This is a genomic window from Blautia sp. DFI.6.71 (assembly GCF_020593585.1).
Lineage (GTDB): Bacteria > Bacillota > Clostridia > Lachnospirales > Lachnospiraceae > Blautia_A > Blautia_A wexlerae.
Window position 1 is genome coordinate 1 of record NZ_JAJDMJ010000070.1, and the last position, 14,347, is coordinate 14,347.

General features: G+C 37.5%; 17 protein-coding genes and 1 pseudogene. 3 read left to right on the forward strand and 15 right to left on the reverse strand.

All coding sequences use genetic code 11. The features are described 5' to 3' along the window. Nucleotides 1-1,325 precede the first annotated feature (1,325 nt). From LJE12_RS20810 to LJE12_RS17950, 6 genes and pseudogenes are all read right to left on the reverse strand, one after another. Nucleotides 1,326-1,499 (reverse strand): annotated as a pseudogene (locus LJE12_RS20810) (sugar transferase); the annotation flags it as partial. Nucleotides 1,500-1,622: 123 nt separating this feature from the next. Further along, nucleotides 1,623-1,997 carry a hypothetical protein gene (locus LJE12_RS17930; protein ID WP_227227131.1) on the reverse strand — a complete coding sequence of 125 codons (375 nt, stop codon included), beginning with the start codon at nucleotides 1,995-1,997 and terminating at the stop codon, nucleotides 1,623-1,625. 37 nt (nucleotides 1,998-2,034) lie between these two features. Further along, the gene (locus tag LJE12_RS17935) at nucleotides 2,035-2,757 is read right to left on the reverse strand and encodes a hypothetical protein (RefSeq protein WP_227227130.1); all 723 of its coding nucleotides are present in this window, start codon (nucleotides 2,755-2,757) and stop codon (nucleotides 2,035-2,037) included. Then, complete coding sequence (locus tag LJE12_RS17940; RefSeq protein ID WP_227227129.1) at nucleotides 2,754-4,655, reverse strand: recombinase family protein; 1,902 nt, start codon at nucleotides 4,653-4,655, stop codon at nucleotides 2,754-2,756. Before LJE12_RS17940 ends, LJE12_RS17935 begins: the two co-directional genes overlap by 4 nt. After that, nucleotides 4,642-5,643, reverse strand: coding sequence for an AAA family ATPase (locus tag LJE12_RS17945; RefSeq protein ID WP_227227128.1), 1,002 nt, complete (start codon nucleotides 5,641-5,643; stop codon nucleotides 4,642-4,644). The genes LJE12_RS17940 and LJE12_RS17945 overlap by 14 nt, the downstream gene beginning before the upstream one ends. Further along, nucleotides 5,644-5,952: a helix-turn-helix domain-containing protein gene (locus tag LJE12_RS17950; protein WP_182448135.1), complete on the reverse strand. Its 309-nt coding sequence runs from the start codon at nucleotides 5,950-5,952 to the stop codon at nucleotides 5,644-5,646. A gap of 310 nt (nucleotides 5,953-6,262) precedes the next feature. Here LJE12_RS17950 and LJE12_RS20815 point away from each other — a divergent pair, with 310 nt between their 5' ends. Further along, entirely contained in the window at nucleotides 6,263-6,445 is a 183-nt protein-coding gene (locus LJE12_RS20815) for a helix-turn-helix domain-containing protein (protein WP_180214205.1), read from the forward strand. A gap of 118 nt (nucleotides 6,446-6,563) precedes the next feature. Here LJE12_RS20815 and LJE12_RS17960 read toward each other — a convergent pair whose 3' ends face one another. From LJE12_RS17960 to LJE12_RS17975, 4 genes are all read right to left on the reverse strand, one after another. Then, nucleotides 6,564-7,937, reverse strand: coding sequence for a nucleotide-binding domain-containing protein (locus LJE12_RS17960; protein ID WP_227227127.1), 1,374 nt, complete (start codon nucleotides 7,935-7,937; stop codon nucleotides 6,564-6,566). Between the two features lie 9 nt (nucleotides 7,938-7,946). Then, on the reverse strand, nucleotides 7,947-9,041 hold the full coding sequence (locus LJE12_RS17965; protein WP_227227126.1) for an SAVED domain-containing protein: 1,095 nt from the start codon (nucleotides 9,039-9,041) through the stop codon (nucleotides 7,947-7,949). 142 nt (nucleotides 9,042-9,183) lie between these two features. Next, entirely contained in the window at nucleotides 9,184-9,537 is a 354-nt protein-coding gene (locus tag LJE12_RS17970; RefSeq protein ID WP_227227125.1) for a hypothetical protein, read from the reverse strand. Between the two features lie 3 nt (nucleotides 9,538-9,540). Further along, entirely contained in the window at nucleotides 9,541-10,485 is a 945-nt protein-coding gene (locus LJE12_RS17975) for a ParM/StbA family protein (protein ID WP_227227124.1), read from the reverse strand. Nucleotides 10,486-10,753: 268 nt separating this feature from the next. On the opposite strand from LJE12_RS17975, the gene LJE12_RS17980 reads away from it, so the two are divergent. Then, nucleotides 10,754-11,374 carry a helix-turn-helix domain-containing protein gene (locus tag LJE12_RS17980; protein WP_227227123.1) on the forward strand — a complete coding sequence of 207 codons (621 nt, stop codon included), beginning with the start codon at nucleotides 10,754-10,756 and terminating at the stop codon, nucleotides 11,372-11,374. A 74-nt stretch (nucleotides 11,375-11,448) separates the two neighbouring features. Here LJE12_RS17980 and gloA2 read toward each other — a convergent pair whose 3' ends face one another. Next, nucleotides 11,449-11,826 carry an SMU1112c/YaeR family gloxylase I-like metalloprotein gene (gene gloA2 / locus LJE12_RS17985; RefSeq protein WP_118315120.1) on the reverse strand — a complete coding sequence of 126 codons (378 nt, stop codon included), beginning with the start codon at nucleotides 11,824-11,826 and terminating at the stop codon, nucleotides 11,449-11,451. Between the two features lie 92 nt (nucleotides 11,827-11,918). After that, entirely contained in the window at nucleotides 11,919-12,404 is a 486-nt protein-coding gene (locus LJE12_RS17990) for a hypothetical protein (protein ID WP_227086833.1), read from the reverse strand. Nucleotides 12,405-12,632: 228 nt separating this feature from the next. On the opposite strand from LJE12_RS17990, the gene LJE12_RS20820 reads away from it, so the two are divergent. Beyond that, entirely contained in the window at nucleotides 12,633-12,809 is a 177-nt protein-coding gene (locus tag LJE12_RS20820; RefSeq protein WP_320055419.1) for a helix-turn-helix domain-containing protein, read from the forward strand. A gap of 194 nt (nucleotides 12,810-13,003) precedes the next feature. Here LJE12_RS20820 and LJE12_RS18000 read toward each other — a convergent pair whose 3' ends face one another. The 3 genes from LJE12_RS18000 to LJE12_RS18010 all read right to left on the reverse strand — a co-directional run. Then, complete coding sequence (locus tag LJE12_RS18000; protein WP_196027629.1) at nucleotides 13,004-13,438, reverse strand: helix-turn-helix domain-containing protein; 435 nt, start codon at nucleotides 13,436-13,438, stop codon at nucleotides 13,004-13,006. Continuing rightward, the gene (locus LJE12_RS18005; protein WP_196027630.1) at nucleotides 13,435-13,776 is read right to left on the reverse strand and encodes a DUF6050 family protein; all 342 of its coding nucleotides are present in this window, start codon (nucleotides 13,774-13,776) and stop codon (nucleotides 13,435-13,437) included. The genes LJE12_RS18000 and LJE12_RS18005 overlap by 4 nt, the downstream gene beginning before the upstream one ends. Then, a partial coding sequence (locus LJE12_RS18010; RefSeq protein WP_227292319.1) for a hypothetical protein occupies nucleotides 13,773-14,347 on the reverse strand: 575 nt, incomplete at its 5' end. The genes LJE12_RS18005 and LJE12_RS18010, both read right to left, overlap by 4 nt.

The following is a 14,347-nucleotide window of genomic DNA, read 5'->3' on the forward strand; positions in this document are numbered from 1 at the left end:
GGAATAGCCGTTCCGCAGTAGCGGAACTGGCATTCCGTTTGAGCGTAATTTGCAGTATTCCTGCTTCTGATCAACCGCCACCTGGATAAACGCTGCCGGATGGACAAGAAAGAGAGCCTGTAAATTACTCCTGTATCTCCGCATTTGAGAGATACAGGAATAAGTATGATTGTGCAGCAATCTATTCTATTTGATAAGATAAGCACTCAGTTTATCAGCTTTTTCAATTATGCACTGTCAAAAACCACCTTCTGCTCAGGAATCCTCTCCAATGTCACCTCCACCGGCTTCTCCCCGTTCAGAAGAATAGCTGCATTTAATACAGTCCCGCCCTTTTCATTACAATAGGGCGGTGTATCACTCCAGCCACCTCCCCAGTTCACACGGAGCGGCAGCCTGACTGTATGATGATCTGTAACAATCCTTGCCTGCTCATTATAAGCAAGACTTTTGATCGTCGCTTCCAGAACCTCTGACTGAATAATACGGAAACATTCCTGCACCTCATTCTCATCCTCAAGGATCACTCCCAGATAATAATGCAGACGCATTTTTTCACCGAAATCTGCTTTTCTCAGACGCTTCCTCAGCCATTCCTTTTGAATCTTTGTCAGAGACTGCAGCTTTCTTATATTTCCTGCAGGAACCCGATCCCTAATTGCCTTTGCAATCCCGTCCATAGTTACCAGATCTGCCATGCGCTTATTCCATGCTATGATAGCATCCGGATCCGCCTCATTAAATCCGGCGCAGAGAGACTTGTGGGAAGCTGCAGTCCATAAAGATCTGTCAAAATCTTTCCCTCCTGTGACAATCTCATAAAGTTCCAGTGTCGCATCTGTTGCCTCCCGGATCGTATCTGCCTCCTGATACAGCGCAGCAGACCACAAGGTATGTGCCTGTCCGTTCTCCTCCCAGAATCTCACTCCAAGTGTATCTTCCAGTTCATCCAGATCCCTGCCAAACAGCCGGTTCTCCTTAGGATTATCATTTACGCCAAAAATACGCACAATAAATTTTCCGTTTCTCTGCTTCAGCCCATGGAGAACAACATTATCAGGAATAACCTGATCCTGCACGTCTAACTTCTTCATGGGATCTGACCCCAATGTTTGGAAAAGAGGGATATGTAATCTCTTTGCTGAGATTGCAGATAAACAGGAATTAGTATCAGGTAAAATCCCACCATTAGTACGTGTTCTTCCGGTAAGTGCTTTTTGATGCTGCTCTTCCGTATTATAGTAAAAAGCCGTGTCCGCAATTCCAAGTTCATTGATATAAAGAACTTTCTCTGGAATTGGGTGGATATCTAAATCATGATGCATACTTATATATTCTGTATCCAGTCTTACAACTTCTTCGAAGTCTGTAATGTCACTTCGTCCGCTTACCTGCCACATACCAGTGATTCCCGGTTTAATAGCGATTCGAGCCCTGTGATGTAATTCATATTGACGCAGTTCGTCCTGAAGGATCGGACGAGTTCCTAAGTATGTCAAGTAAGGAACAACTTTTTTTTCAAAATTACTCACTCAGCACAGAACTATTCAATTACCCTGTAAAATGACATAAAAAAAGAACCTCTGATTGCTCAGAAGCTCAATAATATCTGCTATTTTCTCTTATTCTGTTTCATTCATCATCAAGGTAACTGCCTGTTTCAGATCAAATACCACCAGATTACACTCTGCATGATAGGTTCCTGATATTCGATAGCTTTTTTCTTTATCCCATTTACATACTTTCCAGATAATACGCAGCATAGGAATACTGTTGATTACAAAGTTCCAGTCATTCTCACTACATTTTGGCACATAAAAGCACTCTGAATCTTTCCGATCAGATGCCTGTACCGCAAAAAGCTGTTTCTCTGGGTTAAAAAGGAAGCGAATATACTTCGGTTCACCCAATCTTTTTATTGTAGAATGAAATATCCGTATTCTTCCTGCTTTTTTGCACAGAGATACCCCTGTAATGTTTATTGTCTTTTGCGACATTTGCACTCCTCCTTCCAAATTGAGCGCACTTTCCCTATTATCTGCATGAAGTCAGTTCGACGTACCCCTCACACATATTTATTTCTAACGCCTTCTTATGTTCTTCTACCGGTAAGCCAAAGGAATCTTTCCAATCACTTGGATAGAATGGTATTCTGTTTCTCTTTTTTATTGCCTTTTCTTCGTCTGCAATCGCAGCTTTTTCTTTATCTGACAGTGTTTTCTCCTCCTGATTTACTGTCTCTGACAATATAGTTCCTTCTGCTACTTTCTTTTTACGTTTTGTATCCATAAATATTTCTGTTTCTAACAAGTCAAAAACGTAAATAGTTTCACCTTCATGGGTTATTTTGTGTCCAAGTATTTTATAACGGCAATCCATGCTCCATCCCATCATATCATACAGCATTGCCGAAAAAATCTTATTGGACATTTTCCTGCTTTTTCTCTTATCAGGCTTTGCAATGCACCACCGCAGAGCATCTTTATCATTCTCTTCGCATTTACGCACTACCATACGTTTATCTTCTGGATTCACTAATATCTGTATGTAAACTGCATCCTCTAATCCAGCGATGCAGGCTGTATTAAATGTTACACTGTCCCTCCGGATTACAACTGCCGGTTCTCGCAAATGAGCAAAAAGTTCCCTTCTGACTACCTGAAACCCATCGTAGCTGAAATCCTGTGCAAGTTCCAGTGCTTTCTGATCTATATTTTCTGTATTTTCGTTTCTGTTTTCTAACACTGTTTCACTCATACTGCACACCTCATTCTATCTATCATCCCTTGTGCCTGTTCATTTAGCCTGTTCAGTAAATCTTCTGATATTATGTCCATTCCCTCAACAGCTTTAGCTGGACGCAATACATCCCAGTCTCCATAATAAGTAACTCGTTCCAATAACACTATATCCCCTGCAGCACATCCGAAATGTCCTGCCCACGTTTCCGGATAAAGTGTCCGATACTCCTTTGGTCTGACTTTCTTTTCTTTTTCTACAACTGCTGTATCTTCTTTTTCTATCTGCTCATTCGTCTCCACTCTTTCGTCTATCGGAGGTTTCTCTATAGTTTCCCGTTGGATTATCTCTGGTTCTTCCAGATTAAAAAGGAAAATCTGTTCATCGGAAGATTTAGAATACTGACCTCTAAATCGGTATTTGCAGTCTCCATTCCAGTCCATCAATTCATACAATGGCTGTGAAAATCCCCTGCAGCTCTTGGGAAGTACTGCCCATTTCCCTTTTCTTATCGTTCCCCATCTTACCGCATTGACATTATCTTTTTCACAAGGTCTAACAGCAATAATTTTCTCAATCGAATTAAAGAGTATCTCCACATACTCCACATCTTCAAATTTCTTTAAACAGGCAGTGTTAAATGTAAGCTGCCCATCGGATATAGTCATCGCCGGATCTAATCTAGTGGAAAAAAACTGTGCCCTGACGATCTCATACCCAGATAAATCAAACTTACTTTCTATATTTTTCTCCGCTAAATTCTCTCCTCCAGCGTTCTTTTCAGTTTCTTCATATACGCTCTGGCTTGCCTGTTGATAATCATCCCCAGTAAATCCAGTCCAGGAACGATTAACTGAGACAAATCCCTTTAAAGCACCTGAATCTACTACTTTCAAATTCGGAAAAGGGAATCCCTCTTTCGCATATCTGGTTACAGACAGCATTTTTTGTGCCGCATTATAGACTTCTCTGTCTACAATCGCTTCATGGTGATCATTCTGACGGTACTGATTTCTGTCGTGCCGGTTCTTTTTTGCTTTGTGATCCAGATAATTTGGTGTAAATGTCTTTCTCGAAAGCACATCACCACAGTACCTTTCATTTCGCAGTAAATTTACAACTGTACTACTACTCCATTTCAGATTACCACGCTTTGTTTTTCGCTTTAGCTGCATCATAATTTCTGCTATTTCAGAGGTCGGAAATCCATTAAGAAACAAATAATAGCACAATCTCACTGTTTCTGCTTCTTCTTCGTTTATCACAAGGTTTCCATCCTCATCTTTATCATATCCAAGCAATTTGGGTGTAAGAAAAATTCCCCTGGAAAATCTCTGCTCTATGGATATATTCATAATCTCGCTTTTTGTATGGGATTCTTCCTGTGCGGCTGCCGAGAGAACTGCCAGCATCATTTCACTGGTATTATCAAGAGTATAAATATGTTCCGTTTCAAAGAATACGCCTACTCTCGGAACCATATTTGCCAGTTCACGAACCTTAGCAATACAATCTACGATATTTCTTGCAAATCTGGAAACACTTTTCGTAACGATCAGATCTATTTTCCCGGATTTGCAGTCCTCTATCATTCGGTTAAACTCATCCCTGTGCTGTAAGGAGGTTCCGGAAATTCCTTCGTCAGCATAAATTCCAACCAGTTTCCATCCCTGATGTTCCTTTATCATATCCTCATAATGATTTTTCTGCAGTTCATAAGAAGATGTCTGGTTCACATCATCTGTAGACACACGACAATACGCACATACCCGTTTCTCCGTTGTATCTTCAAATAACTTTTCTTTTGGTTTTGCCGGAATAAATTCCAATTCGCTTCGATCAACACCTTTATATCTTTCACGAATCCTATTCTTCTGTTCTTCCCGGCTATTTATTTCTTTTTCATATCCGTTCACCTACATCACTCCCATTTAACTGCCAATACCATTTATCTCCCAATTTATAAGATATAATCCCCATATCTTTTTTTGCCTGTTCCACAGTACGCTTTCCAATTCCATTTGCCCGCATTTTATCAAATATATCTGCACATGCCATATCTGTTCCATTCAATAACAATCGCAGATAATCCTTTGCCTTGTCCAATTTGCTGTCCGTTCTTGGTTTACGCACCAGAATATCTTCTACTTCATATTCATCCTGCCCTATCCATCGGAATCCATAATCCGGATTTAATTCAAAAACATAGGCTTTTCCTTCTGGTGCCAGATTGTTTTTAATCTGAAGCATTACACGATAATATGGGATATTCCTGTCCCTTCCTACCAATAAGATGCTCCTTGCCACTGCAGCTATGTCTATACTTCCAAGTCCTCTGTATATGCCTTTTGCACGATTGCTTTTATTCATATGTCCAATCAATACAACTGCACATCCTGTCCGTTCTGCAACTTTTACAAGATTTCCAAGAACAGAACGTACCGAATTTGAACGTTGCATTTCCCCGTCCATTCCCAAGTATGCCTGAAGGGGATCAATAACCAATAATTTTGCCTTTGTACCTTCAATCGCCTGTGCCAGTCTCACATCATTTAATAAGATTGGTTCTTCATCAGACTGTTCCAAAAATGCAATCCGACTGCAATCTGCTCCTGCTGCTTCTAATCGTGGCTTGATTGTATCTTCAACCCCATCTTCTGCCGCCTGATAAATTACATTTCCGGGTATCCTGTCCCCACTTCCATCTGGCATAGCATCTCCATTTGTAATAAGTGCTGCAAGCTGCATCATCATTGTGGATTTTCCTTCTCCCGGATCTCCTTGCAATATCGTTATCTTTCCATAGGGAATATACGGATACCATAACCAATCAACTTCTTTTGATGACACTGTATTGTAATATGTAATTCTATAATCATTTTGTTCCTTTTCATTTTGAGCCATCTATAATCCTTCCAGCTTTTTATTTTTCTCCGTCATATTTGCAACCAGTTCTGTAATTGTTTGTATTTCTTTTGGTGTAAGACCAGATACGTCAACCGTTCTTTTACTTTCACACCCCAGCAGATAGTCGGTACTCACTCTATAAATTGTAGCTAATCTGACCAAAATTTCATAAGAAGGCTGTCTGACATCATTTTCATAGGAACACATTGTATTTTTATTTACTCCAACCAAGCTTGCTACCTGATCCTGCCGCAAGCGATTGTTTTGTCTTAATTGCTTTAATCTATTTCCTAATGATTCCATCATGTGCATCTTACCTTTCTATGCACTATGAAAATTTTTGATTTTACAGTATTTTAGTATATTCTATCAATTTATAGTTCTCGTTTGGGGAACTGCGGTTCCTCTTTCGAGAACCAGCCAAATTTTCAGACTTCAATGCTCTATACTATTCTTAATCCATAAATACTGTTTTTTATTATCTTCTCAATTATATAGTATCTAGTGAATTTATTCACTATATTTTTGCATTTTTCCCTACTTATAATTAGACAATCAGGAAATATTTTAGAAGGGCGGGAACAATGTGATTGATTATAGTCCATTATGGGTAACAATGGAAAAACGGAATATATCTCAATATTATCTCGTCAACAATGGCATCGACTACCGAACTATGCAGCAACTTAGAAATAACCAGAATATCACCGCATCTACTATCGAAAAACTTTGCCGTATCTTATCTTGTACCCCAAATGACATTTTAACTTTTACAGATGATGATACACATGATAAATAACTGTCGGAACAGATGAATCCGGCAGTTTTATTTTGCAACATTGCGGTCTTGCGGTGTTGCGGTCTTCAAAATACATAAATAAACCGCAAGGTATCGCTCTACCCTGCGGTTTTCCTAATCAAATACTTTTTTCTCCAATATGAACATCTATACGTTTCATCGCAACACATTCACCATTTTTTATTATATAGCACTCCACAAAATGTGGTCCTCCAAACATTGTATCTTCTGTCTTATAATCCCACCATTTTCTCTCAATTTGACCACGAATATCATTTTTCCTTTCTGCTATCTCACCAACATTACGGACTTTCCACCATATCGCATCTGGATTAGGTACATCCGTAACGGCTTCAAAATGTAACTTCATACCATGAGGAAGCAATTTATAAAACTGCGGATATGCTTGTAAAAATTTACTTAAAAATTGTTTTCTTATTCCATTTGCTTCTACTTGACATTTAATATCCACATTATAGCAGTCGTTAATTGGTACCAAATCTTCAATATATTCTTCTGTATCAGTGAATACAGACTTTTGAATTGATGAACATTCACATAACGATACAGTCAACTCAGTCCAAAAAGTGTGGTTAAAAAACGTTTCCCACGCTGTCACTGCCTCTTTATATGTGCAATCATCCTTTTCTAAAATGCTGAGTTTTTCAAGTTTATCACTTAACCTGGATAACCAATTATTCATTTTATCGTAATGATTTTGTGCTGAAAGCAATGATATTTCTGAATCTGTCGGATTATATACTTCTGTTGATTCTTCTAACCGATCTCTGATATTAATCATTGTATAATAAAATATTTCATCTAATCTATCATATTCAGTAGCAAAAACTTCATTACACAAAACAGATTGAATCAACCCTCCTGGCATATTAACCCAGCCACTTCGAGATTTACAAAACATCTTCGATAATCTCACGACTTGCCTTAGCTCTGTCCCTTTTTCTTTTACCTCATCTTGAAACCACTTAGTGATTGCTGCTGGATCACGAGCTGTCCAGTTACTTCCACCAGAATGTTCATATGAATATTCTGATGTATCATCATCCTTAAATCTTCGATAAACTGCAAAATCAACATGATAACCATCTGCATACTGGACTCTGACACAATTAGTTTTACATTCTGGCGTTACTTTAAACTGACCGCACTTTTTTTCCAATGCGTTACATACCAAACGTCTCGCTTGTAATGGTGTTAAATCTCCTATATTGCTCCGATCAAAAACAATTGCAACATCAATATCATAATCATTACTATCATTCTGTACAACCGTTGCCATTGCCATACTGCCTTGAACCCTTTTCTCCGCAATAGCGTAGCTTGTACCCTTTTCTTCATTATATAAAACAAGTCCATCTTCCAAACGCTTAATATTTAAATCTTTTTTATCTCTAAGATTTTGTTGTTTTTCACTCTGTAAAACGACATAATTTTTATAAAATTTTCTAAATTCTTTTGATACATCATACATCTATAAACATCACCCCTTAATAAGTTTTCCCTTTCCTGTTACTCCATCTGATACAATTATGCCAAATGGATATTTAGGTGTCCCCGAATTTACAAAATGATAAGAAATAATCTGCGGCAAACGGTGCGTATTTAAAGCAAATCTTTTTCCAATCTCAATAGACAAACAGCTAGGTATGGATGCAACAAAATGCACTTTTTGAATAGAAGGGTATTTCTGCTTTAATCCTTCTATTTGATTTAATAATTCTCCAGCATATTCATCTAACTGTGTTAACGATTTTATAATATTATCGTTCGGCATTGATAAGCCAATTTCAATAATATCCATTGTTCCAAATTGATTCAAATCAACTTCCTGTACTTTTCGTGTCACCGAAAGTGCCACAACCACTTCTGTCGCTCCTATATTCGGCTGGTTTGGATAAATTGTATTCAATGTCTCGTAATTTTTCTTTTTCCTTTTCGATAATTCATAATACTTTGAATCCGCCCTTCGATATTCAAAATATCTTCTTACTTTTCCAGATGCTAAATATGTACCTGCAAGAATAGTATATGGAATGGGTGCCATACCTGTAAAACAAGATTTAAATCCATTACTCCTATTGATAAACGCAGTACATACCTTTTCTATCTTTTTCACAATAATTTCATTTGTTTTTTGTGTCATATTAACGTTGAAAACATCAACAAAATCAATAAGGATTTCTTTAACCTTAAAATCTGCAAGTTTTAAATCCTTTATATTTGAATCATCACTAATTTCTTTTTGTACGGGAATTCCAAACATGTTAAGAATGTATATTCTATCTCGTATGTTTATCTTATACAAAATACCAAATGCAATTAATATCATTCCACAAATAATCATTGCCGGATCTGTTTCATAAGTTATATCCTTATCAGCCATTTCAGCAACAAATGACAATAATAACTCTTTTGTTCCAGGAAATGCTGCTACCATTAAAGATATTCCAGATGTTATCATCGTCGTAGATATATCTGTCTCAGCATTTGATTTTATGAAACATTTTTTTACCACCAACACCACAATACACACGACAATAATTATTGCCGCTACAAGAATAATATAGTTTTTCAAACATTTTTCTCCCTTCTTTTTTGTTAGCACTCTAATTCGCTGAGTGCTAACAAAATATTAGCACATTTTTACTATTTATGCAATCCGTATTATAAAAAAATAAGACCATAAATCTTCTGATCTATGATCCTTATTTTTTCTATTATACCTGATTCTCAAACATCGACAAACCTGCCATCAGCATCCCTTCATCCATATCCAGTCCATCGCTCTGTTCTTCTTCTATCACTTTCCCGGCATCTTCTTCAACAACTACACTCTTTTTTATCTGCTGTATAAAATCCGTATCCTGCAACAACTGCTGTTTTAATTCCTCCACACTGACATTTGCATTATTATAGGAAGAAACAGGTGTATTTTCTTTATGTAGCCACGCATAAACCAGTTCTGTAATCAGTGCTGTTTTGCACCTTTTCTGTGATTTCAGATACCTTCCGATTTCTCTCTGCCGTTCATTATCTTCATTAAATATCAGTACAACCCGTATCTCTCCCACACATTACACCCCCTGTCTTTTCTGGATGTGTAATGCTGTCATTTTCTCATATCCTACCGCATTTGCCCGGATGTCCTCGATAAACTCTATATATTTAAAATCAGAAGATTTTTCAATCTGCTGTTTCAGTAACAGGCTGCCTCCACCAAGAAATACTGCCGGATTAGTTCGGAAATCTGGTACATACGCATGGAGTTTATTGATAATTCTCTGCATCCAGTCTCCTGCCATTTTCTGAATCTCTCTTACCACTTCTTCATCCAGAATCGTTGCTTCCTGCATTAATACCTGCTCTACGTCTGAGGATTCCAGATGAATACCGTAATTCTGCTGAATGGAATTAGAAATCTCTGAACGGAGAATTGCCATTCCAGATCTGTCACTGACACGAACTGACAAATCCGGCTGTCCTTTTCGGATTACCAGTAAATCTACGGTTCCGTCTCCAATATCAATGCAGTTGACCGTCCGGTACTGTCGGAACAGGCTTGCTTTATAGCACATGACAGCCGCAAAATTCTGCGGACTTACCAAAACATCTTTCAGGTAACAATTTACCGGCTTTCCATTGAATCGGAAAGAAATTCCATGTTTTGAATATTCCATAAAGTATTTTTTGAATCCCGGAGCCTGCTGTCCAAAGTCTGCTGGCGGCAGTCCAACTCCCAGTACAATATCTTTGCCGGATAAAGTGATTCCTCTTTCCTTTGCTTCCAAAGCCAGTGAAAATAAGGTCAATATAAAGTAATCTTCATCCACTGTCTTGTCTGCTTTGAATGGCATCCTTGTTTCTGATAACGTATAATACACACCGTTGTATTCCAGAATATCCTCATTCATAAATCGTCCTGGTTCAGAAGTATATCTTACCAGACCACATGGAAAGTTTACATGTACCCCTTTCATATTTCCATTTCCATGATCAATTCCCATAATAATTTCTGCCATATCCTATTCCATCCTTTCCTGATCATCTTATACTTAACTGTTACTTAACTTCAAACCGTTTGACTTTCTGCATCTTTTTTCATATTTCTTATGACAGTTATGTATAAGTTTACTTGTACTTTTGTGTCTATCGTGTAAGTTATGTGTTACTTTTGTATCTGTTATTATTATATATGTCACATTTGTATCTGTCAATATATTTCTCAAAACTTTTGTGGCACTTTCATTTAAAAATGTGATATACTTTTGCTATTGGAGGACTTTGCCTATGAATACAGGAGAAATAATCAAGTATTTTCGTCTGGCTCGTAATATGACACAGGAACAACTTGCACAGGACGCTGAGATCAGTTTCAGTACACTCCGCAAGTACGAAGCCAATGAACGTAATCCGAAATATGAACAGCTTTCAAAAATTGCAGATGCGTTAGGTATCAGTGTAAATCTCTTTATGGATTTTGAAATTCAGTCTGTATCGGATCTGTTTTCTATTCTGTTTAAAATGGAGGGACAGGCAGATTTAGAAATTGCAACCTCAAAGGATTTGGCAGATCTATCTGAAGATACTCTTTTTCTGCATTTTAAAAATGGATACATCAATCACATATTAAGCAATTACCATGCTTCTGTTGAAAGCATCCAGGACATGGATGCTCAATATCGTGAGAAAGCTCTATCAGAAATCCAGAACAGATTATTAGATGACAATAGCAGTATCCATACTGACAGTCCTGCTTTATCTGCAGATTCCGGTAAACCTGCACTTTCTCTTTCTTCTGCTGATCAGACTTGGTTTGAATTATCCTCTGACTGCTCTGATGAAGAAAAAGAACAAATGATAAAAGCTGCTGCCTTTATAAAAAGCTGTCTGCGACATTCCGATAAATAAATCTTTGCACAAAAAAGACAGATGTGGGAGTATTTCATTACCTGCATCTGTCTCGTTCTATCCTATGCTATTTTCTACTCATGAATTTCCAATGGAAGTCCATCTGGATCATGGAAAAATGTCATTTTCTTTCCGGTATAATCATCCAAGCGTACCGGCTCTGTTTCAATTCCTTTCCCATTCAATTCTTTTACCGTATCATCTACACTCTCCACTTTAAATGCCAGATGGCGTAATCCCAATGCTTCCGGATAATTTACACGAGCTGGAGCATTTTTTATAATAAAAAGTTCTATTTCCTGCGGCCCACATGCCAGATCAATCTTGTAATCGTCACGTTCTTTTCGATAATTTTCTCTGATTACCTTAAATCCAAGCAGATCCACATAAAAATGTTTTGATTTTTCATAATCACTTCCAATGATTGCAATATGATGAATGGTATCGAACATAACTCTCTCCTCCGTTTTTCATATGTTGATATATATTTTTCTCACATTTTATCACAGTAACGATATATGTGGAATAGTCATTTCATATCCATTTACTTTTTTAATTTTTCTGCCAGTTCAAACCAAAACTCCAATTCAACGACATCTTTTTCTCCATGTTTTCTGCTGCCAATACCTACCCAGTCCGCTTCATTCAACAGATTCTTCATTGTTTCCTTATCTTCCAGTGCTGATTCACCATCACTCAGCAACCAGATATATCCCGTCTGCATTTTAATAAGTGCGGACATGTCTGGAAATGTCTGAATCTTAATATTACATCCTGAGATTTTTGAAAACTGTACTGCCCGTTCTGACAGATATATAAATCTCTGGTATTTTACAGGATTGATGATCTGATATTCTTCTTTCTTTTTACGCTCTGCTTTTTCCATAATTGTTCTTGCTTCCTGGAATAATTTTTGATGTTCTTTTTCCCTTTCCTCTACCGAAAGTGACTGTTCATGCTCATCCTGTTCCTTCTTCATCTGTTCATACATTTCTGTCTGTTCATCGTAATAAAACTTTTCAATATTCACTTATATAACTCTCCTCCCACATGCACCCATCAATCAATTCTTACATTACCCAACTTTATTTTCCTTTATTTTACATATCCCTTGATCAAATTATATCTCTTATGGTGAAGATGTCCACCATATTTTTTATTTTATTCGACAATTATAATTGAAATTAATGGTATTTTATGCCAAAAAGCAAAGAAAGGCGGGGATACCTTGATTGATTATAGTCCATTATGGGAAACCATGAAAAAACGCCATATTTCTCAATATGCCCTGATTAACAACGGAATTGACAAGCACACCCTCGATCAGCTCCGGAAAAATCAGAACATCACAATCCTTACCGTTGAAAAACTGTGCAATATTCTTAACTGTACACCCAATGATGTGTTCGCTTTTAAAGATGAAAACGATTTGTAATACCGTCATAGTATAGCAATATTCCTATGGCGGTATTTCTGTATATGGCAGGGCAGAGAAAAACCGCAGGTGAAAATTCCTGCGGTTTCTATTTTCTCATACTCTTTACATTTTATTTTTTGTTGGCATCGGAACAAATTCCGGTTTTAGCTGATAAATCTTTCTGTGTCATATTCTGACTCTTGCATATATTATTACGCATGTTCTCTACAATATCTCCACTGCATATATTCATCTTCGGAAATCATTCCCTGCTTTTTCTTTCCTCTGATTGTTCCCCACTGATAAAGGAACTCATTGATTTTCTTATTCTGTAGATTGATCACGACCTCGCCTGTCCTGCCGTTTCGTTCCAGTTTCATTTCCGGGAAATAATCTTCCAGTATGAGCAGGCGATATATCATATCATCTTCACTATACCCTTTTGGGGCAGCCAGGCATTTCGGATTAACAAACAACACTCTGGCAATCTTTCCCAACATTTCTCCTTTTGGTGTCCGCTTTCCAGTTTCATACTGTGCCATTCTTGTCCCTGCACTTCCTTCTCCAATGCCAAGAGCTTTTCCAAGTTCCTCCTGTGTTATACCACGCCACTTGCGTACTTTTTTAATATTCTTTCCTGTACTCATATTCCATTTCTCCCTTCTCTATGTCGTACCAAGCAGCTTAATGGAAACATTGTTACATACCAGACTGCCCGTACTACAATCACTGTCGCTAACACAAATCCAAACAATGCCCCAATTATCACACAAAAAGCTGCCATTCCTACCGTTCCAGACAAACTCCATCTCGTTGGTACAATGATAAACATATAGGGAATCCCAACAGGGATACCATACACTAATATAAAACGCAACCAGTCCACACAGCCATTTTCCATATATATGTACTGTCCAAGCCATGTAAGTATCCCCATCAGAATTAATGGCATGATTCCCTTTTTTATAAAATTACCTGCTGTCATACTGCCACATCCTCCTTTTTTTCTCTTTCAATTTTTTCTGTCATTTCTGCAATCAGATCATCAAACAGGAACCTAATTTCTATTTTTTCAGCATCATAAATTATGACTTCATCTATAAATGTTTCTGCTATATGTCTTGTCATTTTATCAAATACTTCTGCCTGTTCCGCTTCCTGCTTTACGACCTGAATTTCTTTCATCAGTTCTCCATCTTCTGTTGTGATCGTCAGAAGTCTTTCGTATTTTTCCTGTATTTTATCTATTTTTTGATTTAGCTCTTTTTTTACTTTCAGATAGCATTCTTGGTCTGTCATTCCTTCCGCATATGCTTCATACTGGCGTATCCGTTCTTCTCTTAGTGTTTCCAGTTGTTTTTCCATTTCTTTTTGTATTGCCGGCAGATCCGTCTGTTTATTTTTTTGTTCTTCCTCAAGTTTTTTTGCAAGCTGTTTAAATATCTCTAGCTGTCTGCGAAGTGCATTTAATACAATTCTCTCAATCTTTTTCACCTTATGCCTAGTGCTGTATCCGGTTAGTAACAATACTTTACAGTACTGAAAAAATTTGCTAT